This is a genomic window from Streptomyces sp. NBC_00203, from assembly GCF_045206325.1.
In the GTDB taxonomy this organism is placed as follows: Bacteria; Actinomycetota; Actinomycetes; order Streptomycetales; family Streptomycetaceae; genus Streptomyces; species Streptomyces lutosisoli.
This window is the reverse complement of the sequence record NZ_CP108126.1, coordinates 8070828-8093613: the sequence shown is the minus strand read 5'-3', so window position 1 is coordinate 8093613 and position 22786 is coordinate 8070828. Positions and strand designations below refer to the sequence as shown.

Here is a 22786-nt window from a genome sequence, read left to right as displayed (position 1 = left end):
GCGATGCTCTGTCTCTCGGACCCGCTTGCGCAAACGTTTTTCTGCCGGAAACGTAGAAAGACAACGAGCATGAGTCAAGAGGTACGCACAAGTATCTTCTGCTTGCCTTGTCAGGGGCTGGCCAGCAGGCGCGAACGATGCCAGGATGTACGTCGCCGACGTCATCTAGGAAAAGGGTTGCGCGTGACCGTCGTTCCAGGTTCTCCCCCAACCGGGCGGGCGAAGCTCGCCGACGTTGCCAAGCTGGCCGGCGTCAGTGTCGGGACGGCCTCGAAGGCACTGAACGGCAGCGGCAGGATGCGGCCCGAGACCCGGCAGCGGGTCATGGCCGCCGTGGAGGAGCTCGACTTCCGCCCCAACCAGCATGCGCAGAGCCTGCACACCGGACGCAGCTGGACCGTCGGGCTGATGACGACCGACGGCATCGGCCGCTTCAGCACTCCCGTACTGCTCGGCGCCGAGGACGCGCTCGGTTCCGGAAAGATCTCCGTGCTGCTGTGCGACACCCGCGGTGACTCCATCCGCGAGCAGCACCACCTGCGCAACCTCACGGACCGCCGGGTGGACGGCATCATCGTGACCGGCCGACGCACCGACCCACGGCCGCCACTGAAGGGGATCGACCCGATACCGACGGTCTACGCGCTCTCGCCGTCCACGGACCCGGAGGACATTTCCGTGGTCTCCGACGACCGGAGCGGAGCGCACCTGGCCATCGACCATCTGCTGGCCACCGGCCGCACGCGGATCGCGCACATCACCGGCCCAGCACACCACGCCGCCGCCCGCGACCGCGCCCACCACACCGTCGAGTTGCTCGCACGCTCCTCGCTGGAGCTCGCCACCGGCCGGGTCCACTTCGGCGAGTGGAGCGAGGCTTGGGGGCGCCGGGCCGCCGAAGCGGTCCTGCGTACCGCACCGGACACGGACGCCTTCTTCTGCGGCAACGACCAGATCGCGAGGGGTGTCGCCGACACCCTGCGCGAGAACGGCATGGACGTCCCCGGCCGGGTCGCGATCGTGGGCTACGACAACTGGGACATCATGGCCCTGGCCTGCCGCCCACCCCTCACCACGATCGACACGGACCTCGCCGAGATCGGCCGGCAGGCCGCCCTGCGGCTGCTGGACGCCATCGGTTCCCAGCCGGAGCCCGGCCTGCACACCGTTCCCTGCCGCCTCGTCGTCCGCGAATCCACCTGAGCCGCCGCGTGGCTCGTGCGGGGCCGGACGCGTAAGCCTCGCGGTGGGTCAATGCTCAGTCCCGCTGCCCTCCTGCCGCCGCCACGGGTCGAACGTGCGGGCGCGAACGCGCTGGAGCAGACACACAGGGGCGGGCTCCCGCCGACCGTGGCACGTCGGCTGGGGCCCGCCCCCGAAGGCTGCGGACAGGCCGGTCACACGGGGGCCGTCACGCCCGGTTCGGGGTTGCCGTAGTAGGCGTTGGGGCCGTGTTTGCGGGTGTAGTGCCGGTCCAGCAGATGGCGAGGGGGTGGGGCGGTGGGGGCCAGAGCCATGGTGTGGATCGCGATGTCGGCGACTGCTTCACAGATGATGGCGTGTTCGAGGGACTTGCGCGCCGTGGCGCCCCAGGTGAAGGGTCCGTGGCCCGCGACAAGCGCGCCGGGGACCTCGGCCGCCCTCGTGTCGTCACCGATGAGCAGGTCCACGATGACCTGGCCGGTGTTGTACTCGTAGTCCTTGGCACACTGTTCCGCGGTCAGATCCGGGGTACAGGGCACCGGCCCGTTGAAAGTGTCGGCGTGTGTGGTGCCGAGTACCGGTATCTCCCGGCGGGCCTGCGCGAAGGCGACCGCATGGGTGGAGTGGGTGTGGGTGACACCGCCGATGGACGGGAACGCCAGGTAGAGGCAGCGATGGGTCTCGGTGTCGGTGGAGGGGCGCAGGTCGCCGTCGACGACCGCGCCGTCGGCCAGACGTACCGCCACCAGGTGGCCGACGGTGAGGTCCTCGTAGGGGACCCCGGAGGGCTTGATGACGAACACGCCCGCCTCTCGGTCGACTCCGCTCACATTGCCCCAGGTCAGGGTGGCGAGGCCGACTTGGGGGATCGCGAGGTTCGCCTCCAGTACCTCCTGCCGCAGGCCGTCCCGGACAGCTGTTGTCATCAGTCGTCTCCTTCGTGCTGTCCGTGTGTCACAGGGCCTGGGCGAGCCGGTGGTAGGCGGCGTTCCAGCGCATTTCCTTGGCGAGCTGGCCGGGCGCGGTGCTCTCGTCGATCGTCAGCAGTTCCACGCCCGTCATGGCGGCGAAGTCGGTGAGCGCCTCGATGTCGACCGCCGAGCTGAGCACGGTGTGGTGAGGCGCACCGGCGAGCATCCAGTTCTCGGCCGATTCGGCCAGGGACGGGCGGGGCTGCCACACGGCCCTGGCGACGGGCAGGTGGGGCAGCGGCTGGCTCGACGCGACCACGTCCACGGCGTTGGCGGTCAGCCGGAAGCGATCGCCCAGGTCGGCGAGGCCGACGACCAGTGCGGGGCCGGGAGCGGCGTCGAAGACCAGCCGGACCGGGTCCTCCCGGCCACCGATGGACAGCGCGTGGATCTCGCAGCTGGGGCGGTCCGCGGCCACGGAGGGGCATACTTCCAGCATGTGCGCCCCGAGGACGCGCGGGGTGCCCGGCCCGAGGTGGTAGGTGTAGTCCTCCATGAACGTGGTGCCGCCGGTCTGCCCGAGGCCCATCACCTTCATCGTGCGCAGCAGCGCGGAGGTCTTCCAGTCGCCCTCGCCGCCGAACCCGTAGCCATCGGCCATCAGCCGCTGGACGGCCAGGCCCGGCAGCTGGCGCAACCCGCCCAGGTCCTCGAAGTTGGTGGTGAACGCGGTGAAGCCGCCCTCGTCCAGGAAGGTGCGCAGGCCGATTTCCAGGCGGGCCGCGTACAGCAGCGACTCGTGGCGGATGCCGTCGGGACGCAGGGCAGGGACGACGTCGTACGACTCGACGTAGGTCGCGGCGAGTTCGGCGGTCTCCTTGTCGCCGACCGCGTCGACGACCTTGACCAGATCATTGACCCCGTAGGTGTTCACGGAGTAGCCGAACCGCATCTGGGCCTCGACCTTGTCGCCCTCGGTCACGGCGACGTCCCGCATGTTGTCGCCGAAGCGCGCCAGCCGCAGGGTGCGCGCGGCGTGGCGGCCGGCGGCGGCCCGGGACCACGCCGCGACGCGCCCCAGAACTCGGGAGTCCGTGGCGTGCCCGGCGACGATCTTGCGGGTGACGCCGATCCGTGCCTCGATATGTGCGAACTCGCGGTCTCCGTGGGCGGCCTGGTTGAGGTTCATGAAGTCCATGTCGATGCTCGACCAGGGCAGCGACAGGTTGTACTGGGTGTGCAGGTGGAGCACGGGCCGGTCCAGCGCGCTCAGTCCGGCGATCCACATCTTCGCCGGTGAGAAGGTGTGCATCCAGACGATGACGCCGACGCAGGTGTCGGAGACGCTGGCCTCCTGGCACAGCCGCCTGATCGACTCGGCGTCGGTGAGGACCGGCTTCCACACGATCCGCAGCGGGATCGCGGGGGCCGCGTCGAGTCTCTCGGCTATCTGCTGGGACTGGAAGGCGACCTGGCGCAGGGTGTCGTCGCCGTACAGGCCCTGGCTGCCGGTGAGAAACCAGATCTCCTGGCTGTCGTAGGGCTGTGCTGGTGTCGTCATGGCGGGTACTGCCTTTCAGATCAGGCGGATTGGGGGCGGTCGGTCGCGCCGGGTGCCGGCTGGGCGGACGCCTGGGCGCGGATGCGGCGCAGCCGGTGCATGACCTCGTTGGCCCCGCGGCCGAAGTAGTCGTGGAGCAGCCGGTATTCGGCGTACAGGCGGTCGTAGGCCGCGGCTCGTTCGGGATCGGGCAGATGGACGTCCCGGCGGACATTGCCCATGGCCTGGGCGGCGGCACGGATGTCGGCATAGGCGCCGGCGGCAACCGCGGCATGCATCGCGGCCCCGAGCGCCGGGCCCTGCGCGGAGCCGATGACGCTCAGCGGACGGCGGGTGATGTCGGCGTAGATCTGCATGAGCAGCGCGTTCTTGGTCAGCCCGCCCGCGATGATCAGTTCCGCCACCGGGACGCCGGCTTCCTCGAACGCGTCGATGATCGTGCGCGTGCCGAAGGCGGTCGCCTCCAGCAGGGCGCGGTAGACGTCCTCGGGCCGGGTGGACAGGGTCAGCCCCACCAGCACACCGCTGAGGTCGTGGTCGACCAGGACGGACCGGTTGCCGCTGTGCCAGTCGAGAGCGATCAGGCCGTGCTCGCCCACCTTCTGCTCCGCGGCCAGGGCGGTCAGATGCTCGTGCAACGTCCGCCCCAGGCTTGTGGCGTGCTCCGCGTACTCGGCGGGCACGCCGTTGCGCACGAACCAGGCGAAGATGTCCCCCACTCCGCTCTGACCGGCCTCGTAGCCCCACAGACCCGGCAGAATGCCGCCGTCGACGACACCGCACATACCCGGTACGGCGCCCCACTGGTCGGAACTCATCACATGACAGGTCGACGTGCCCATGATGGCGACCATCTGGCCCGCTTCCACCGCCGTCGCGGCGGGCGCGGTCACATGGGCGTCCACATTGCCCACGCAGACGGTGATGCCCTCGGGCAGGCCCGTCCAGGCAGCGGCCTCAGCGGTCAGCCCTCCGGCCGGCTCCCCCAACTGTCCGATCGGCTGGTCGAGTTTGTCGGTCACGAAACCGGCGAAGCCGGGGTTCAGGGCCGCGAGGTAGTCCGGTGAGGGGTAGGCGCCGTCCTGGAACTGGCCCTTGTAGCCGGCCGTGCAGGCGTTAGGGACGTAGGTGCCGCACAACTGCCAGACGATCCAGTCGGCGACCTCAACCCAGCGCTCGGTCCGGTGATAGATCTCCGGGTCCTCCTCCAGGAGCTGCAGCGCCTTGGCGAACTCCCACTCCGAGGAGATCTTGCCGCCGTACCGCCGCAGCCACGGCTCCTTGCGTTCGGCGGCCAGTGCGTTGATCCGGTCGGCCTGGGCCTGGGCGGCGTGGTGGCGCCACAGCTTGACGTAGGCGTGCGGGCGGGCCGCGTATTCGCTCAGTTCACACAGCGGTGTGCCGTCGGCGAGGACCGGCAGGACCGTACAGGCGGTGAAGTCCGTGCCGATACCCACCACTTGCTCGGGGCGTATACCGGCGCGCGCGAGAGCCTCGGGCACCGCGTGCCGCAGGACGTCGATGTAGTCGGCGGGCACCTGGAGCGCCCAGTCGGGCGGCAGGGGCGTACCGTCGGGCAGTTCCTGGTCGAGAACGGCGTGCCGGTACGGATGCTCAGCCACTCCCAACTCCGCGCCGTCACTGACGCGGACCACCAGAGCCCGTCCCGACAGGGTGCCGAAGTCGACCCCGACGACACAGGGGGCGAGGCTCATCGATTCATCGTGCTCTGCGTGCACAACCGGCCGTCCTTACTGCTCTGGAAAGGGTCTGGGGGCGGTGACCCGATCAGCATCGTTCGATATATCGACCAACGTTCGAAGTACTGACCGTGCGGCACCCTGCTTCGCGAGCGAGGAGAGCCCTGCAGCCTCGCGTTGCACCTATCTGCGACACCGTTGGGAAAATGTTTGCTCACTTCGCTGCGTCATCTTGACCCGTCGGAGCCTCCGCGTAAACCCCCCACACCAACCCCGCGCGAGTGACCAGTCCGATACGGCGCCCCAATCGGCCAAAACCGCCCGTGTGCTGTATAAATGCCGAGGAGGTGATGTCCGTCACGCCGGTGGGTCCAGCGCGTCGGTGAACACAGGGGCACCGACTCGTCCATAGGCGGTGTGAGCGCACCACTCCCCACTGAGAGAGAAAGCCTTTGCTCTCGAACGGTCACCCTGGCGTCCGCCCGCCCGGGCATCGCCTCGCCTCCGCATACCCACACCCTGACGAAGGCGCCAAACCTCACCGGCGCACTCCCCCTCAGCGTGAAGAAAGTGACTGCCATTCACCCGGCGCCCAGGCTTCGGGATCTTCACCGGCCGCGAGGCACTTTCGAGAAGCGTGCGTTGCCATGGCCTCAAGGCGGACCAACGATGCACGAACCGCAACCCCTGTACCCCGCATGGAGCCGAAAGAGGGGCCGCGGACCGTGGGAGTCTCCTGGGACTTCTCTGGGACTTCCGGCCGTGTCAACGGGCATGAGCGTGAAATATCCGAAAGGTCACTCGCGCAGGCCAGCGCCCCGCGACCGGCCATCAGAGCAGGTCCAAGGGCTTGCGGGTCTCATCCGGGACATCTGCCCCCCTCGGGGCCCGCTCGTACGACGAAAGAACGGGCGACCCTGGTCGCCCGAACCCTCCCGCCGCCCAGGTTCAGCGCAGGCCGGGTCGATGCGGTGGGATCCGCCCCTCACCCCGTCGCCGCGGACGCCGGGTTGCCCTGGTGGGTGAAGGCGGCCCAGTGATGGAGGCGGTGGAGGTCGGGGCGGGTGGCCTCGCGGCGGAGGGGGCCGTCCAGGGTGACGGGGAGCTCGCGGTGCGGGTTGAGCATCCACAGCTGGGCGGCGCGCAGGGCATCGGGCGGGGCCAGCGCGCCGGTGGTGAGGTGGTGGTGGAAGACCGCCATCATCACGGCGGTCGGACCGTCACGCACCGCCCAGCGGGACCCCACGACGTCGGCGGCGCCGCCCGTGACCAGCGCGGTGGCAAGGGTCAACGCCTCGTCGTGATGGCGCGTGCTCAGGTCTGTCTCACAGGCGCTGAGCACCACCAACGGGCCGGCGGTGTCCGTCCGCCGGCCGGCGGCGCCGTCGAGGATGCCGGCCACGGTGAGCCGGCCGGCGTCCTGGCTCGCGCCGGGCGGGCCGGCCAGCCACAGCGCTGAGTCGGTGGGGCGCGGTGCGGCGATGGCGTGGCAGGACAGGTGGACCAAGGACGCCGGTGACGCGCCGCCGGGCAGCACGGCGAGCAGTTCCGCAGGCGTGCCCGCGGCGTCCGGTACCTCGCCGGTGGTGACGAACTCGCCGTAACAGAGCGCGTCGGGGTAGCAGGCGGCACGCAGCGCGGCCGTCTCCACCTCGGCCCAGGGGAGGGTCAGTTCCGGGTCGGCGACGAGCACTTGGCGCCCGGCGGCAGGAGGCATCCGCCGCCGGGTGGCCGCGGCCAGGAACTGGGTGCCGGACGGGGCGTAGCTGAGCACGGCCTCCTGGCAGGCGTACCGGTGGCCGTGCCGGCCGAGACCCCGGATGCGCGCGGCGTGCCACGGGACGGCGCCGAGCCGGCCGCAGGGCACCAGCACGATCCGCGGTGGCGGGGCCAGCGGCCACTGGGCCGCCAGTACCGGGCGCACGGCCGAGAGCACCGGGCCCATCACCGCCTTCCAGGCCCAGTCGCACACCGCGGACAGCGCGGCCTGCCACTCCGCCTCGTAGGCGGCCCTCCACGACGGGCTCATGGCCGGGTCGGCGAGCGACCGGGAGCGTTCCGCCGCGGCGAAGAAGTAACGCTCCAGCGGCGGGCAGTCCGAGGCCAGCAACTCCGGCAGGGGAAGTATGGCGGGACCGGCGCCGGGGCGCAGGATCAGCGCGTGGCCAGGGAACGAGCGGCTGGGCAGGGGCGTGCCGGGGATCAGGTAGACCAACGCGTCCGTGCCCGTGGCGGTGAGACCGGCGGTCAGCTCGGCGACGTCCGCGGCGCCCACCAACTGCCGGGTGCTGGGCCCTTGCCCGGCACCGGGGCGGATGCCCAGCGCGGCCAGTGCGCCGCGCCGCAGGCCGCTGGGGATCGGCGGGCCGTCGGCCGACGGGGGCGGTGCGTCGCTGGTCTTCGGCCGCAGCGGGTCCGCGGGGACCTGGGCGCGCCACTGCCGGGCCAGTTCGGGGTGGCCGACGGCGTCGAGGAGCTCGGGGATGCTCCGGGATGCGGCAGCGGCCTGGAGCACCAGGGCACGCCCCCGCTCCAGATCGGCCACCGCGTCGGCCGGCCGGTGGGTGAGGAAGTCGACGAACGCCAGTCGCCGCGACAATAGGGCGCCGTTGAGGGCCGACGACAGGCCATGGTCGGCGCCGATCTGGAGCAGGACGTCGGCGGTCAGTTCGTCCAGCGCCTCGCGGGTGATCTCCACGAACGCCAGCATGTCGTCGCCGGCGCGCGGGCCGCCCCGGGCGGCGCGCATCGTGTGGGCCTCGGCCAGCTTCGTCAGGACGTCCACGCACTGCGTTCGGCCACGCCCCTCGGCGAGCAGAGCGCGGACGCGGGTCAGCTCGGCGATGGCCTCGTCCAGGAGCGCCGGGTCGTCATCGCCGCGCACGACAGCGAGGAGCAGCCGCAGGCCGAGCCTGGCGCGCCGGTCGTACTCCTGCTCGTGGTAGACCTCCGGTTCGTCCAGCTTCCGGCGGATCTCGACGAGATCGCGTTCCAGGAGCTCTCGCTCGGCGGCGACGTCCCGCTCGGCGGTGACCTCTCGCTCGGCGGCGCGGTCTCCCGTCCTGGCCGCTCCGGCCGCTCCGGGCAGACCGCGCCCGGTGGCCTCCTGCGTGTCCGCGCGCAGCTCCTCGAGCCGGCTCAGCCGCTTCGCCAACTCGCCGCGCCAGCTGCTGTCCGGTGGCAGGGCGGCGTACCGGCCACGGAGTTCGTCGATCAGACGCGGCAGCGCCTCGTGGTTTCCGGTGCGCTGCGCGTGGCTCAGTTCACCGTCAGCGGTGGAGAGCGCGAGGCTGAGGCTGAACGGCGCGTCGGGCGGCAGCGAGCCGTCGCGTTCGAGGGTGGCGGCCAGCCCTCGCATGGTGGCCAGGGAGACGTCGGCGTCGTGGAAGCTGCCGCCGTGCGATGCGGCCTGCTCCAGGACCTCTGCCAGCTCCACTTGCAGGGCCAGGGCCCACCAGGAGTCCGCGGGGCTCGCGTCGACCGCCTCCCTGAGCAGGGTGGCGGCGTCCTCCAGGTATCCGGGATCACCGGTTCGGTAGGCCAGCAGCCGGTCGAAGTGTGCGGCGAAGCGCCGCTCGCGGACGCCGAGGTGGGTAACGAAGTCCCGCAGATGGCTGTCGAGATGGGGGACCAGACCCGGCTCCGGGGTGAGGCCGGCCGGCCAGTCGTCGAACGGGTTGCCGCTGGTGCCGCCCGGTTCCGGCGTGGGTCGCTCCGCGGTGGCGAAGTCGACCGATCCGGGCTCCAGGATCTCGGCCGTGACCAGCAGGTAGGCGTGGAGCCGGGCGACCCGGGCCCGCTCGGGTGCGTCCGGTGGCAACGCGCGGAACGCTCGCAGTGCCAGGTCGGCGCCGCCGCGGACGCCGTCGGCGCCGGCTCCGCTGCCGACGGCGGCCCGGCGCAGCAGCGATGCGACTTCCGGGTCCAGCTCCAGGATCTCGGCGTCGTGGCCGCCGGTCTGGGGCTGCAACGCGTTGACCAGCCAGACCAGGACGCGGGTGAACTGCGGCGTGCTGCGTGAGCCGGCCAGGGCCACCAGGCCGCGAACGGCATCGAGCAGCGCGCTCTCGGGGGCGACTGCGTCCTCGGGGGCGACGGTGTCCTGGGCATGGCCGGGTGCGGCCGTGCCCGTGGTCGCTGCCTCGGGAGCCGCAGCGTTGGCAGCCGCCGCTGCCGTCTCCTCCGTTGTGTCGGGATGAGCAGAGCCGGAGGCGAGCATCTGCTCGATGTCCCGCTTGACACTCGCGGTCTGCCGCTGGAACTCCGGGCCGAGCGGGGCCTCGGCGATGCGGTCGACCACGTCCTTGGCCTCGGTGAGATCCCGGAGCAACGACTCGGTCAGCACCCGTTGGTCGGCGGCGGCGAGCAGCGCGTCCAAAAGGGCGGTGCGGGTGCCGTCGGTGCGGGGCAGGGCCCAGGGCGCGAGCAGGAAGATCAGCATCATCCGGGCCTCTACCACCAGCGGGTTGGCCGACGGCCCGATGCGGTCCGCCCACCGCAGGCGCCGTAGCGCTTCCGCCCGCTCATCGGAATCGAACGTCGCGCTTTCCCTCCCCGTCAGGCAGCGCGCCCCGAGCAGGAGGCCCAAGTGCACGAAGACGATGGAGAAATCCTCGTTCTTCCTCGCCAACGCGGCCTCGACATCGGCCAACTGGTCGATCACCGGCCCCAACGTCTCGGCGGACGGCCGGTCCCCCGACACGTTCAGCAGCCGTCGGGCCTCCAGAACGGCGCCGGTCGCCTTCTCCCGCAGCTCCGCCAACCCGGTGCCGTCGTCGCCCTGTCGTGCTTCGCTGACCATCGGCCCCCGCCGTGCGCCTGCCTCGTCCCCGTGCCGTACGGGCCCCTCCGCATCCTGCACCCCACGCGGGCGATTGACCACCATGGCCGCGCCCTGCTCGATACGCTGGCGATCAGGGCAGCCTGGGTCGCCGAGCGGCCCCGCCACGGGTTTCGCGAGGGGGCATCGTGCACGACCACAGGCGAGAGATCGCGGATGCGCTGGCGGACTCGGGGCGCGCCGACCGGGAAACGGCCCTCCACGTACTGGGATCCGCCGCCCGGTGGGCCGCACACGCCCTCGGCAGGCTGAACTCCGCGTCCGATGGCGGCAGTTCGGACGACACCGACGGGGCCGAGGCTCTGGAGACCCTGTTCGCGCTGGACGACGCGCTGGCCGACACCCGTGATCTGGCGGCCAAGGCACTGCCCGAACTGCTGGCGGAGGCCCGGCCGGGCGAGAGTGTGGCACAGGGCACCCGTGACGTGATGAACGAACTCACCGCGGTGACCGAGCGGGTTGCGTCGCAACGGGCGGCTCTGGAAACGCTCGTGGAGCGGGAGGAGGAGCTGCGCCACCGCCTCGCGGAGCACGAGAAGCTGCGACAGGAGGCCGACGAGCTTCGGCGGCTGGAACGGCTGGCGGAGGAACTGGACGGGCTGCAGGCGCAGCGGGAAGTCGTCGACGCGCGGTTGCGGGAGCTGCGCGGCCGGGACCTCGGGGCGGCCGACCGGGAGCTGCGCACCGGGGCCGACGCCCTGCTGCGGCTCACCGAGGAGCAGCTCGCCGTGCTGGAGCCGCGGACCCGGCAGAGCCTGGAGCAGGCCTCGGCAGCGCAGAAGGTGCTGGCGGCCACGGAGGACGAGCTGAGCGAGGTCTCCCACCAACTCACCGCCGACGAGGACCGGCTGGAGCGTATCCAGGAGGAACTGGTGCGCATCCAGGAGGAACAGGGCAAAGTCTTCGTATCCCTGACCCGCTATGCCCAGGCCGACCGGGAGCTGGCGCAGGCCCTGCGCGAGGCCGCCGGTACGGACTCGCGCGGCGCCGTGCCGGGGCGGGGCCTCACCCTGGAGGAGGTGGAGGCCCTCACCCGGACCGTCGAGGAACGGCTCGTCGACGCCGACCGGGCCCTGAGCAGCGTACTGACGCACCGCCAGGGGTCGCAGGAGGACGGCGGGACGAAGGTCACCGGCGCTCAGCCCTGACCGGCGGGCGGATCCGGCACGTCCTCGGGCAGATACTCCGCACCCTTGTCACCCTGATTCCACCGCGCCGCCTTGCGGCCCTCCATGAGATCCAGCAGCCTGCGCACCTCCCGGGCATTGCCGAACGAGGCCCCACGGGCCCGTCGGGTCGCCTCCAGCCACAGCCTGGCGCGTTCCGCGGTCCCGGGGCCGAGGGTGTAGCCGGCCTCGGCAGCCATCCGACGGAGGATCTCCACCAGGTCGTCCAGGGTGTAGCCGGGGAAGGGCACCTCGGTGGTGAACCGTGACCGCAGCCCCGGGTTGAAGTCGAGCAGCCGCTCCATGTCCTCGGAATATCCGGCCGCGATCACGACCAGTCGGCCGCGCCAGTGCTCCATTTCACGCAGCAGGGTGTCCACGGCCTCCGCGCCGAAACCGCCGTGTCCCCCGGTGTCCCGGACCAGGCTGTAGGCCTCGTCGATGAACAGCACGCCGTCCAGCGCCCGTTCGACCGCCTCGCGGACCCTGGGCGCGGTCTGCCCCACGTACGCGGCCACCAGGTCGGTGCGGGTCACCTCCACGACATGCCCCTTGCGCAGCAGCCCCAGTTCGCGGAACAGATCGCCGATCAGCCGGGCCACCGTGGTCTTGCCGGTGCCCGGAGGGCCGGTGAACAGCAGATGGGGCGGGGCGAATGTCTCCGTGCCGCGCTCCTGGCGCATCTTCAGCCGGTTCGCGAGTCCTTCCAGCTCCCTGCGAACCGGCCCGAGGCCGATGTACCGGTCGAGTCCGGCGAGCAGTTCGGCGAGTTCGGGCACCGGGCGCGGCAGGTGGTCCCGGTACTTCTCCGGGATGTCGTCGACGATGACGGGCTGTTCCACGTCCCGTCGCACGCGGACGGCCCACGGGGTGCGGAGCGCGTCGGCGAGGGTGCGCATCTCCCGGGCGTTGCCGAAGCCCTCGTCCCGGGAGCGGTGCATGCCCTCCACGATCTGCCGCAGCGCCTGTGCCGCCTCCTCCCCGGGACGCAGGCCGTGCTTCTCCAGGCGGCCCAGCAGGATCGTGTGAAGGGTGTCGGGGTCGTAGTCGGGGAATTCGACGGTGGTGGGGAACCGGCTCCTGAGGCCGACGTTCGCCTCGACGAACTCCTTCATCTTCTCCGGGTAGCCGGCCGCGACGACCACCAGGCGGCCGCGGTCGTTCTCCATGCGGGCGAGAAGCGTCTGGATGGCCTCCTGGCCGAATCCGTCGCTCTGGTCGCTGAGCGCGTACGCCTCGTCGATGAACAGCACCCCGTCCAGGGCCCGGTCCACCATCGCGTTGGTCTGGATGGCGGTCTGCCCCACGTAACCGGCGACCAGGTCGCCGGCCTTCACCTCCACGCAGTGGCCACGGCTCAGCACTCCCAGGTCCCGGTACATTTCGCCGACCAGCCGGGCCACAGTCGTCTTCCCGGTCCCGGGGTTGCCGGTGAACACCAGGTGCCGGGCGGGCGGTTCATCGACGGTGGCCAGCCCACGCGCACGCAGTTCCTCGGCCGCCTCCGTCTCGTTCCGGATGGCCTCGAAACGGGATATCAGATCCTCCATGCCGGGCATCGCGGCAAGCCGCTCCCAGGGCGTCCGTTCGTCGGACACGGCTCGTCCCACCCACCGCCGGACCGAGTGGTGGCTCAACGACGCCCCGTCCGCCGGCAGTTGTTCAAGGCGTTCACGCCAGACGCGGACCGTCTCGGGCTGGCCGGCCATCGCCCGGACCACCCGGTCCAGGTCCAGCCACTCGACCCGCAGCCCCTTCCGCAGCCGTACCGAGTGCACAAGGCGCTCCAGTTCCGCCGCCTGCGGAAGTTCGACCCGCAACGTGCCGCCGCGGGCGGGCTCGTCCCGCCGTTCCCGCACGAAGGTCTCCAGCTGCGGATAGTGTCCGAGCCCCGCCAGGAGCTCGGACACTCCGTCCAGGGAGGGGTTGCGGAACACGAGGATCCACTGGTTTCCCGCCACGGTGTCGGCCGCCCACTCGGCCATGGCTCCGGCCAGCTGCCGCGGGGCCCGGTTGTGGAGCAGGAACGCGTCCGCGTGCGGGAAGACCACGGCCGTACGGTGTTCCGGGTCGCGGAGATGAGCGGTGAGGGTCATCACGCCGAACGGATCGGAGATCCCGGACGCGGGTGCCGCACCGGCTCCCCGGGCCGGGTCCGGGGCAGGTTCCGCCGCGGAGCGGGGTGCGGCGTCCAGCAGCCGCGTCCCGCCGAGGGGCCCTTGCAGACTGGCGTGTCGCATGGTGCGCGGCCCGCGTCGGCCGGCCGTCTCCGCGGTACGGCGGGCCGGCCGGCGGGACAGATCCCGCGACGCCCTGTCCCGGAAGTAGACCGGGTTGTGCAGCGTGCTGAAGACGATCCGCTCGAACCCGGCGCCACGCAGCACGCGCCAGAGCGCCTGCTCCATCGAGCACACCTGGGCGGTGCTGTCGACGAAGACGTCGCCCACACCGGGCCCGTACAGGACGGTGAAGGGTTCGCCGGTGCGGACGGCCGCCGGGTCCAGCCGTTCTGTCCCCGGCGGACGGGGAGGACGGCTCTGCTTCGTCAGACTCCTGTTCATGTGCCGGGGTCTTCCCTGCCTGGCCGGTGCTGCGGCCGCTCCCCGGAACGGGGGACCGGAGTGCCGTGCTCCGCCTCGGGCGCCGACGCCTCAAGACCGATGGGCACGCCCTGCTCCCGCAGCGCCTGGTAGACCGCGTCCGCCCGGTCCCGAAGCTCGGCCTCGGAGGTGACGTCTTGGTCGTGGGACACCACGCGGATCACGCACTGGTCCGAGTCCTTGCCGGCCTGCTCGATCTCGACCGTGATCTCGTTGCCACTGGCCTCGTTGCGGAGCCGGGCCCGGAACGCTCCCCGCGGATCACCGTCGTCGTACCCGGACTCCTCCTCCACGAGGTCGTAGTAGGCGATCTCGGCGAGTGTGTCGGCCACGACGTCGGCCAGGTTCACCCGCAGCTGCGAGGTGAGCTGGCGCATCCCGGCCCGCTCGACGGCCTCGCCCAGGCTCCGTTCGAGCCGGGGCGCCTCCTCGTCACGCAGGCCGCGCAGGTCCTCCACACCCGTGTGCGGGTCACGGGCCCGGGCGAGCGCCTGACCGGTGTCCTGCCGTACCCGCTCGTACTCGCCCTCGGACCAGTGCACGACATCGAGCAGATAGCCGGCGACGACCTCGGCGTCCGGTCCGACGACCGGGCGCTGCCGGTTCTCCTCGGCCAGCATCTCGACCTGCACCAGGGCCTCGACCGCCTCCTTCTGGGCCAGACAGCGCTCGAACTCCCGCTGCTCGATGTCCACCCGCAGATCGCTCAGCTCGTGGAAGGTCTCCTGCGCCACGGCCAGAGCGGCGTCGAACCGGCCGTCCGCGACGTTCTCCTCGGCCGTGGCGATCCGGTGGCGCAGCCTGTCCAGCCGACCGGGCGCATACCGGTCGTGGGGCAGCTCCCCGTCGACCAGGTCCGCCATGGTGCGGGCGTCCAGCAGCCAGGTCCGTACGGTGGTCTCGGCGCGCGCCCGGTCGTCCTTGAACGCGTCGATCTCCTGGGCGAGCCTGGCCGTCTCGGCGCGACGCTCGGCCCGCTCGGCGGCGAGGGCGCTCTCGGTCTCCTTGCGCTGCTGTTCCAGCCGTTGCCGGGTGTCCTGCTCGATCCGGCCGGCCGTCTCCCGCAGGTCCTGGTGCAGGCGGTCGGCCTGCTCCTGAAGCTTGCGGGTGGTTTCCGCCTCCAGGTCGCGGGTCCGGTCGCTCAGCCTGTCGACCGCCTCCTGCTGGCGGCGCTGGCGGTCCTGCAAGGGGGAGAATGCCCGGTCGATGTCGGCCTGGGTCTGTGTCCGCACATCGGCGAACAGCCGTGGGATGTCCCGCTTGACCTCCCGCAGCTGCCGCGCCCTCTGTTGCAGGCGGTACCACTCCGACTGGTCGACCTGAATGCGTTTCCTGCCGCTCATGACCACCCTTCCTCTCCTGGATTCGGGCTGCTGGTGTCCGCTCCCGACATCCGGGCGCGAACCATGTCGACCGCTGTCTCGAACACCGCGGGGAACCCTTTCGGCGCCACTCCGATGAGCAGCGTCTCCGGGCCGTTGACGGCGATCTCCGCGTCACGGGCCCGGTGCGCGAAGTCGTATCCGCTGTCCGCCAGCCGCCGGGTGAGATGGTGGATCCGCTGGTTGGTGCTGCCGCGCAGGCCGCGCCCGTCGTTCAGCCCGGCCACGTACAGCCCGTCGATCAGTACGTCGACGACGGCGAGCAGGTCAGGTACGCCCTCCGACGGCGGCCTGGCCAGCAGCCGTTCCAGGCGATGGCCGGTGAAGCAGATCACGGAGACGTCCCGGATCTCCCGCGCCTGCCGGACCAGTTCGGCCAGCCCGGCCGCCTGCTGCATCGGCTCGCCTCCCGACAGGGTCAAGCCGGTGACCCGGGGGTCGGCGAGCAGCTCGGCCGCCAGCTCCCCGGGGCCGGCCTGCCGCGCGGGGCGGTCGGGAATCCACTCCGGGGCGACGCACCCGGCGCAGTGGAACGGGCACCCCTGCACCCACACCACCGACCGGACGCCGGGCCCGAGCGCCCGGGTGCCGACGTGTGTGGCCGCCACGTTGAGCAGCGGCTGAGCGGTCATCAGGACCGCCCGGTGCCCGGCGCGACGGCGTCGGCCCCGGAACCGGGACCGGCCGCCGACTCGAGCGGGAGATGGGTGAACGACAGGCCGCCGACCATGGCCTCGCCCCCCGGCTCGCACGTCACCTGGTCCGGCCGTCCGGAAGCGCCGGCCGGCGTGTAGCGGATCAGCAGATCGACCCGGGGCCCCTCGGCCGTCCTGCGACGCCGGCCGTGCACCGTGCCCTGCCCGCCGCGGCGTGGCCGGAACCCCACCCGCCTCCCGGACAGCGCGATCCGGTCCGGGATCTCCACGCCGAACACGGGTACGGCCGTCAGTACCCCGTGCAGCGGAGGCCGGTTGACACTCCGCCACCACAGCCATCCGAGCACCAGGGCCGCCACCAGCGCCGAGAAGACGGCCGGCAGGAAGTACACCGAGCCGACCTCGGCCCGCGCCACCAGGGGATCGCCGGTGACCGCGACCCCGTCCGGAATCTTCAGGTCCACGTCGGGGGCGAGCGCCCGCTGCCACGAGGAGGACACCTGGCCGGACACCCGCAACGCGGCCCTGCCGTCCTCGGTCCGCCGGTAGGGCAGTGCGCCCGCGCCGGGACCCCCGGCCAGTCGGACGGTGTACTTGCGTGACTCGCCCGGTTTCAGGGTCAGTTGCTTCGGCACGCCGGTGACGTCGAGCGGGACACCGTCCGCCGAGACCCGCACACCGCTCACCGTCAGCGGCACGTGCCGGGTGGCCGACCGGAAGGTGACGGAGGCGGTGGCGGAGCCGTCGGTGAGATCGCGGACCCCGGTGTCCGTCCAGGACGCCGTGACGCCCTTCCCTTTGTCCTCGGCGAGCAGCCGCGCCGCCGACCGGGCTCGGGTGCTGTCCCCGGCCCTTCGCAGATAGGCGCTGAGGTCCTGGATGCTGTCCGGACGCAGGACGAGCGTGTTCTCCACGACCTTCCCGAGCAGGTTCACGCCGGTGGCACCGCTGCCCAACGGCAGTGCGTATCCGGCGAGTTCGGTGCGCTCGCCGAGGGCCTTGGCCCGCTTGCGCAGCTTGTCCCAAGGGGCGCCGGACGACTTGGGGTAGTCGGACCCCCGTGGCGGATCGTGTTTGCCGTCGGTCAGCAGGACCACGGAGGCGACGTCCGCGGCGTCCGTCCGTTCGAGTTCGTGCAGGGCCTGGTCCAGAGCGGTCCCGATGTCGGTCGCGCCGGACGGGTTGGGTGCCTTGGGCAGCCGGGAGACGATCTTCGCCGCGTCGCCGGCCGGTCCGATGTAGCGCTCCTCGGGGTGGTTGTCGAAGGTGATGAGGGCGACATGGTCGGCGCGCGTCAGTCCGTCCAGAAAGACGCGCAGGGTGGAACGTACGGTGTTGTAGCGGCCTTTGGCGGCCATCGAGCCGGAGGTGTCCACCAGGACGACGTAGTCGACCGGCTGATCGGCCACGCCGAGTTCCCGGTAGATCTCGTCCCGGGTCGGCGCCGTCCCGGCGGCGTTCGCCGGAACGGCAGTCGCAGTCAGGACGGCCAGCAGGGCGGCTGTGGCCACGGCGGCCCCGCGCCGCAGCGCGGTCACCGCGCGCGGTGACCGGACGGATCGCTTCACGTAGGGGCTCCCTCGCTGTCGGGCGGTGGGTCGGATGGCGAGTCGGAAGGGGAGTCGGGCTGGGGATCGCTCGGCAGGACGCCCAACGGGAACTCCTCGGGCGGGGATTGCGCGAGCATGCCGTCCTCGGCCGGGTGCACGCCGGGGCGGCTCCGGCCGAGCGGTTGCAGGACGAGGCGGGCCGTCCCGTCGACGGCGAGGCGCACGCCGACGTGGAAGCGCGCACCGTCGCCGGACGGAGGGATGGTCACCACGCCGGCCGGAGCGGCGGCGCCGGTCCCGGCCGCGCGGACCACGATCCGGACTTCGCGTCCGCCCGCTCCCTCGGCGGGTCGGGCCGTCCCGTCGGCCCATCCGCCCGTCCCGTCGACAGGTCCGGCCGTTCCTTCGGCCCGTCCACCCGCCCCGTCGGCGGATCCGGTCCGGACCCGCACCCGTTCCCCGCCGGCCTCGGCGAACACGGTGGCACCACCCGGCTCCAGCGTCCCGGGCGGGCTGATCAGCAGTTCCTCGTCCCGGGGTCTGCCGACCACGGTCCGGTGAACGCGTACGGCCACGGCATGCGGATAGCGGTCGGCCGGATCGACGTGTCCGCCGGCGACCAGGGCGGCCCCGAACACCGCGGCCAGAGCGGGGTCCGTCCCGTCGGGCAGCGGGGTCGGCCGGCCCAGACGACCGGTCAGGTGCCGCAGCAGCACCCCGAACCGGGCCTGACTGCCCACCGCGATGACCTGTGTGCGGTACGGGTCCGGGCCGGCGGTCCGGACTCCCGGCAGGCCCGCCAGGGCCCGGTCGACGCCGCCCGTGAACCCGTCCAGTGCGCGGTGCACCATTCCCGCGGTGATCTCCCGGCCGGCCACCGCGAAGACCACCGTGTCGGCGAACCGGTCGGCGCGGTCGGGTCGGGCCGCCATCCGGTCGAGAGGGACCTCGACTCGCCGGGCGTTCTCGCGCATGGCCTGGACCAGCTCCCGCAGCACCTCGGGGTCGTCGTCCGGCAGCCCCGCCCCGGCCAGCACCGCCGCGTCGAACGCGGCACCGTAACCGTCGTCGCCGGGTGCGAACCGGCCGACCCGGGCCACGGTCACCGACCCGCCGACGACGGCGCACTCCGTGACCTCGGCCGCCGAGGCTCCCAGGTCGCACACCAGCAGGCGGGGCGCCGTCCGGGTGCCCGCGTGCCGGAGCAGCGCCAGCACCGCGTGCGGGGTGTCCAGCAGCCGGGGCCGCGGCATCCGGTCGTCCCCGGGCGGCACGGTTCGCTCCTGCGGCGGGACGACCAGCACCACCTGACCGGGCGTACCGCAGTGCTCGCGGTACGCGGTGTACGCCGCCCTCAGCGCCGCCCCGCGGTCACCGCGGACGCCGACGGGGGTGGGCAGTCCCTCTCCGGGCACCGTCCCGGGCAGTTCCTCCACCAACTCCGGTGTCCCGTCCGTACGGACGCGCGCGACCCGGAGGAACCGTGTGCCGGCGTCGACCGCGATGGCGGGCGCGGCGTGAGTCGTCATCGGGATCCCCCGGGCAAATGCCGACTTATCTTCTTGAGGACCCCCCGGCGCTCCGGCGCGGTTCCGGGCGCCGCGTCCGGCGAATCCTGTCGGCCCCGCAGTTCCGTCAGGATCCATTCGTGCCGGGCTTTCTGGATCTCGCTGTGATTCATCAGCTGGTCGCGCAGTTCTCCGTGCCGGTCCCCGCGTGCGACGGCCGCGTACAGTTCCAGCCCCGGGAAGCCCGCCACCCGGCCGTCCATGTGCCAGGCGACCCGCTCCAGGTCGTCCGCTCCCACCTCGAGCGTCCACGCGGCGATCGCGTCCAGCAGCGGTGCGGGAAGAGGCCCGTGTCCATGGGCTTTCAGAACGATCCGGGCCAACTCCTGGTACGGCGCCCGGTCCTGAGCCGCCTTCCGGAAGTCATGGACCGGCCGCAGCCATCCCAGGTCGTACCGCTTCGCCAGTTCCTCCATGAGGTACTCGGGAACCTCGAGATCGTTGAGGGGCCTGCCCCGTCCGGTGAGCCGCCTGTGCAGTTCCTCGCAGAGTTGGGGCAGGAGGCTGTCCGGCAGCGCGCGGCTCAGTTCCTCGATCGCCCACCACGTGTTCCCGGACAACTCCCCGCCCAGAAGTGCCTCGACCGCCACCCTCCTGAGTTCTCCGTCGGACTCGATCCGGCGGATCAGAACAGACACGTAGTCGTGCAGTGCCTCTTCCGCGGTGAGCCGCTCCAGCCGGGGCATTCCCGCCGTGGCTCCGCCTCGGACAGCCGCGCAGAAGAGGTCGGCGTCGGCTGCCACAATCCCGGACGTCTGCGGCTCCCCGACGGGAACCAACTGCTCTACGGCTTCCCTCAGTCCGCGCTCCGTGCGGGCGACCCTCCAGAGCCGCGGCCACATCAGAGCGAGCACCTCCGGCCGCCTCTGCGCCCGGGCGATCTCCAGGGTGATCCGCCCGCCGCCCTCGACGGCCCCGGCGAACTCGGCCGCGTCCGTGGCGGTGGCCAGGTCCAGGGATTCGCCGAGCAGTACGGCCGCGAAGCGCAGCCAGCCAGGGGTCACGTCGGCGGCCATGTCGTCCCGCGCCCGCCGCACCAGGCGGTGGAGCGGTGCCAGGCTGCGGTCCTCGTGGTCCAGCAGGCACCCGAGCCAGGTTTTCCCGACGGCGGACTCGCGGACGAGGAGGCGGTCGGCGCTGTCTGTGTTGCCGCCCCACTCGTTGTCAGCCATGTAGATGAGCGCCCCGGTCCATTCGTGCGTCGGTTCCGGGGCCTCGACCAGGGCGTTGAACAGTTCGTCGAAGCTGCCGGGGCGGTCCGCCTCGACGGTGGCGTGGACGACGCCCAGGTACCGCTTGGCCCGTGCGAAGGACTTGGCCGGAGTTCCGGCGGCCAGCACCTCCCGGACGAGCAGGGACAAGGTGCGCCCGGTCCAGTGCTCCCCCAGCAGGCTCCCCGCGGCCGCGTTGCCGTCGTACGCGCTTCGGACCAGGAAGAAGGTCAGCGCGCCCAGGCGATGTTCGTTCAGGGACTCGGCCGGATACCGTTCCAGGACCCTACGGACGTCCACGAACTCCCCTCCGCCCGACTGGATCTCCTCGACCACGACGTCCATCAGGTCCGCCTCGCGCAGGGTCCTGAGAGCCGCCACGGGGCGTGGTGCCGTGGCCGGTTCGGCGTCCGTCAGCAGATACGCCACGATCTCGGTGGTGTCGCCGGTCTTCGCACGCAGCCTGCGCAGCCCGTGCAGATAGGCCCGGGCTGCCTCGTCCCGCGGCTCACCCGGCGGGCTGCCGCCGAGCACCGCCGTGACCTGCCCCGTCCGTGCCGCGGACGCGAAGAACAGCCTCAGGTCGTGCTGCGACGGTCCGGTCCAGGTCGCGGCGCTGAGCCAGGCCCGGCATCCGTACGGCAGCAGAGAGCAGACCGCGTCGAGCACGCGGACGCGGTCGGTGACGTCCGGCAGTGCCTTGCCCGGACTCGGCGTGATCGCCACCTGCCGGTAGTCGAGCAGCAGCGCCGCCACGCCGGCCGCCCAGTCGAAGCCCAACTGGTCGACCACTTCGGCGAGTTCAGCGGAAGGCGTGTGCGGCACAGCGACGGCCATCGGGACCGCGTCGCCGGGAAGCGCCGGCGGATCCGACAGCAGCGCACGGTCGATCCCGGACCAGGTCAGAGCGGCCCGGCCTGCCTCCGCCCACTCCAGCAGGGTCAGCCTCCAGGTGTAGCTGGGGGCGCCGGTGCCGTCGGTCGACCCGTCCCATGTGGTCTCCACGGAGGCGCAGACGGGTTCCGGATGCGTGTCCGTTCCGCCGAGGAACACCCGCCACGGCAGCCCGCCCTCCGGGTCACGGTCGCCCGGTGCGCCGGTGGCAGAGGCCTTCCAGAGGTAGGTGCTCGCCCGGTCGTCCGGAAGGCTGCTCCGCAGCACCTCGTAGCCCATGGTCTGCCCCGGATACTTGCCCAGCACCGCCCAGTGCGCGGTCAGTCGTTCCTCTCCGAGGCCCTCGTTCACCGCCGCTTCCCCACACGCCAGCCGCCGCCCCGGCCGCGGTCCCGGTGAATCCGGCTCTCCAGGTCGATCAGCGGTTCCAGGACGTTGATCGGCACCGGGGACGTACGGATGCGCAGTGTCCCGTCCACCGCGACCGGTTGCACGTAGTCCCCGTAGTCGAAAACGTGCTGCGGGTTCAGCCGGAAGCCGACGGCGGAGGCCGCGTAGTAGGAGATGCGCCGGGGGTCGAAATGGGCGTACAGGGCGTCGCGTACCAGCCGGGCGTTGGATCCGCGGAACTCGTCGCACATCCACTGGAAGAACTTCTCGCTCTGTTCCTTGGGCACGCGGGGAAGCCGTGAGCCCACCGTGTCCTGGGTGACCCAGCCCGCCTCCACCGCGGGCCGGAAGACGTCCGGGTGGTCGAACTTGGCTATGCAGACGGACACATGGTGCGGAAGCCTGCCGTCGACGAGCTCGCCCTGGTCCCGGACCCTCGCGGCCAGCTGGATCAGCGTCGCCTGGAGATAGGTGAAGCTCTCGGTGGCCTCTTCGGCGTCACCGACCGGGTCGAAGAGATAGATCAGGCCATGGGACCGTGCGAGATGACCGACGAGCTGGGCCTGCTGGGGATGATCGTGCCGGAACACCTCCCCGGCCGCGTCCTGGATCTCCAGCACGAAGTTGGGCCGCCGGCTCCGGAATCCCAGCTTGCCCTTCTCCTCCGGTCCCTGGACGGACCAGGCCATGCCCTGGACACCCATGCTGGCCGGCGGGAAGGCCCGCCGCCGGGTCAGCAGGTCCACGCCCTGGGTGAGGAAGGCGTTGGCCTCCTGCGTCATGCCGGCGATGTTCCAGCTGCCCTCGTTGTGCCGCTGGTACTGCATCGCGGCGATCGGCAGGGCGGTGAGATACGTCGTCTTGCCTGAGCGGGGTGCGCCCCACAGCCCGATTCTTATGCGGTCCGGGGCCGTCCCGTTCACCCGGCCCGCGGACGGAACCGGCACGGCTTCCAGGAGCGGCACCGTATCCGGTACCGGCACGGGCTCCGGGGCATCGCCCGCGCCGGCGAGGGCCTGCCTCGGCGGCGCGCTGGGCGGGAGACCGCCCCCGGCCGGCGCGGTCACAGGGGCCGGCTCCGGACCGCCGGACTCCTTCTTGTTCGGGTTGTAGAGATCGGACATGAACTCTCCTCGTACCGGGGACGCAGGGGC

The 22786-nt window shown here is 71.8% G+C and carries 13 protein-coding genes; 2 read left to right on the top strand and 11 right to left on the bottom strand.

The window, feature by feature from the left end; genetic code table 11:
- The first annotated feature begins 183 nt into the window (after positions 1 to 183).
- On the top strand, positions 184 to 1203 hold the full coding sequence (locus OG975_RS36110; RefSeq protein WP_406333552.1) for a LacI family DNA-binding transcriptional regulator: 1020 nt from the start codon (positions 184 to 186) through the stop codon (positions 1201 to 1203).
- Between the two features lie 194 nt (positions 1204 to 1397).
- On the opposite strand, the gene araD is transcribed toward OG975_RS36110, so the two are convergent.
- From araD to OG975_RS36090, 4 genes are all read right to left on the bottom strand, one after another.
- Positions 1398 to 2129, bottom strand: coding sequence for an L-ribulose-5-phosphate 4-epimerase AraD (gene araD, locus OG975_RS36105; RefSeq protein WP_406333550.1), 732 nt, complete (start codon positions 2127 to 2129; stop codon positions 1398 to 1400).
- A 28-nt stretch (positions 2130 to 2157) separates the two neighbouring features.
- Positions 2158 to 3675, bottom strand: a complete 1518-nt coding sequence (araA, locus tag OG975_RS36100) for an L-arabinose isomerase (RefSeq protein WP_406333548.1) — start codon at positions 3673 to 3675, stop codon at positions 2158 to 2160.
- A 20-nt stretch (positions 3676 to 3695) separates the two neighbouring features.
- Complete coding sequence (gene araB / locus OG975_RS36095) at positions 3696 to 5390, bottom strand: ribulokinase (protein ID WP_406333547.1); 1695 nt, start codon at positions 5388 to 5390, stop codon at positions 3696 to 3698.
- Positions 5391 to 6360: 970 nt separating this feature from the next.
- Positions 6361 to 10176 (bottom strand): CHAT domain-containing protein, encoded by a 3816-nt coding sequence (locus OG975_RS36090; protein WP_406333545.1) that lies wholly within the window; start codon positions 10174 to 10176, stop codon positions 6361 to 6363.
- Between the two features lie 167 nt (positions 10177 to 10343).
- Here OG975_RS36090 and OG975_RS36085 point away from each other — a divergent pair, with 167 nt between their 5' ends.
- Positions 10344 to 11363, top strand: a complete 1020-nt coding sequence (locus OG975_RS36085; protein ID WP_406333543.1) for a hypothetical protein — start codon at positions 10344 to 10346, stop codon at positions 11361 to 11363.
- Here OG975_RS36085 and OG975_RS36080 read toward each other — a convergent pair.
- The 7 genes from OG975_RS36080 to OG975_RS36050 are packed head-to-tail and all read right to left on the bottom strand — an operon-like array spanning position 11354 to position 22756.
- Positions 11354 to 13942, bottom strand: a complete 2589-nt coding sequence (locus OG975_RS36080) for an AAA family ATPase (protein WP_406333541.1) — start codon at positions 13940 to 13942, stop codon at positions 11354 to 11356. The genes OG975_RS36085 and OG975_RS36080 overlap by 10 nt on opposite strands.
- Positions 13939 to 15324 carry a hypothetical protein gene (locus OG975_RS36075; protein WP_406333539.1) on the bottom strand — a complete coding sequence of 462 codons (1386 nt, stop codon included), beginning with the start codon at positions 15322 to 15324 and terminating at the stop codon, positions 13939 to 13941. The genes OG975_RS36080 and OG975_RS36075 overlap by 4 nt, the downstream gene beginning before the upstream one ends.
- Positions 15321 to 15995 carry a 4Fe-4S single cluster domain-containing protein gene (locus tag OG975_RS36070; RefSeq protein WP_406333538.1) on the bottom strand — a complete coding sequence of 225 codons (675 nt, stop codon included), beginning with the start codon at positions 15993 to 15995 and terminating at the stop codon, positions 15321 to 15323. Before OG975_RS36070 ends, OG975_RS36075 begins: the two co-directional genes overlap by 4 nt.
- A complete protein-coding gene (locus tag OG975_RS36065; protein WP_406333536.1) occupies positions 15995 to 17587 on the bottom strand; it encodes a vWA domain-containing protein in 1593 nt (530 codons plus the stop codon). Before OG975_RS36065 ends, OG975_RS36070 begins: the two co-directional genes overlap by 1 nt.
- Positions 17584 to 19098, bottom strand: a complete 1515-nt coding sequence (locus tag OG975_RS36060; protein WP_406333534.1) for a sugar kinase — start codon at positions 19096 to 19098, stop codon at positions 17584 to 17586. The genes OG975_RS36065 and OG975_RS36060 overlap by 4 nt, the downstream gene beginning before the upstream one ends.
- A complete protein-coding gene (locus tag OG975_RS36055; RefSeq protein ID WP_406333533.1) occupies positions 19095 to 21593 on the bottom strand; it encodes a hypothetical protein in 2499 nt (832 codons plus the stop codon). The genes OG975_RS36060 and OG975_RS36055 overlap by 4 nt, the downstream gene beginning before the upstream one ends.
- Positions 21590 to 22756 (bottom strand): hypothetical protein, encoded by a 1167-nt coding sequence (locus tag OG975_RS36050; protein ID WP_406333532.1) that lies wholly within the window; start codon positions 22754 to 22756, stop codon positions 21590 to 21592. The genes OG975_RS36055 and OG975_RS36050 overlap by 4 nt, the downstream gene beginning before the upstream one ends.
- Positions 22757 to 22786: the final 30 nt, after the last annotated feature.

Excerpts from the sequence above, each read along its gene's own strand:
- araD (WP_406333550.1), bottom strand. The coding sequence starts at position 2,129 with ATGACAACAGCTGTCCGGGACGGCCTGCGGCAGGAGGTACTGGAGGCG.
- araA (WP_406333548.1), bottom strand. The coding sequence starts at position 3,675 with ATGACGACACCAGCACAGCCCTACGACAGCCAGGAGATCTGGTTTCTC.
- araB (WP_406333547.1), bottom strand. The coding sequence starts at position 5,390 with ATGAGCCTCGCCCCCTGTGTCGTCGGGGTCGACTTCGGCACCCTGTCG.
- OG975_RS36090 (WP_406333545.1), bottom strand. The coding sequence starts at position 10,176 with ATGGTCAGCGAAGCACGACAGGGCGACGACGGCACCGGGTTGGCGGAG.
- OG975_RS36080 (WP_406333541.1), bottom strand. The coding sequence starts at position 13,942 with ATGAACAGGAGTCTGACGAAGCAGAGCCGTCCTCCCCGTCCGCCGGGG.
- OG975_RS36075 (WP_406333539.1), bottom strand. The coding sequence starts at position 15,324 with ATGAGCGGCAGGAAACGCATTCAGGTCGACCAGTCGGAGTGGTACCGC.
- OG975_RS36070 (WP_406333538.1), bottom strand. The coding sequence starts at position 15,995 with ATGACCGCTCAGCCGCTGCTCAACGTGGCGGCCACACACGTCGGCACC.
- OG975_RS36060 (WP_406333534.1), bottom strand. The coding sequence starts at position 19,098 with ATGACGACTCACGCCGCGCCCGCCATCGCGGTCGACGCCGGCACACGG.
- OG975_RS36050 (WP_406333532.1), bottom strand. The coding sequence starts at position 22,756 with ATGTCCGATCTCTACAACCCGAACAAGAAGGAGTCCGGCGGTCCGGAG.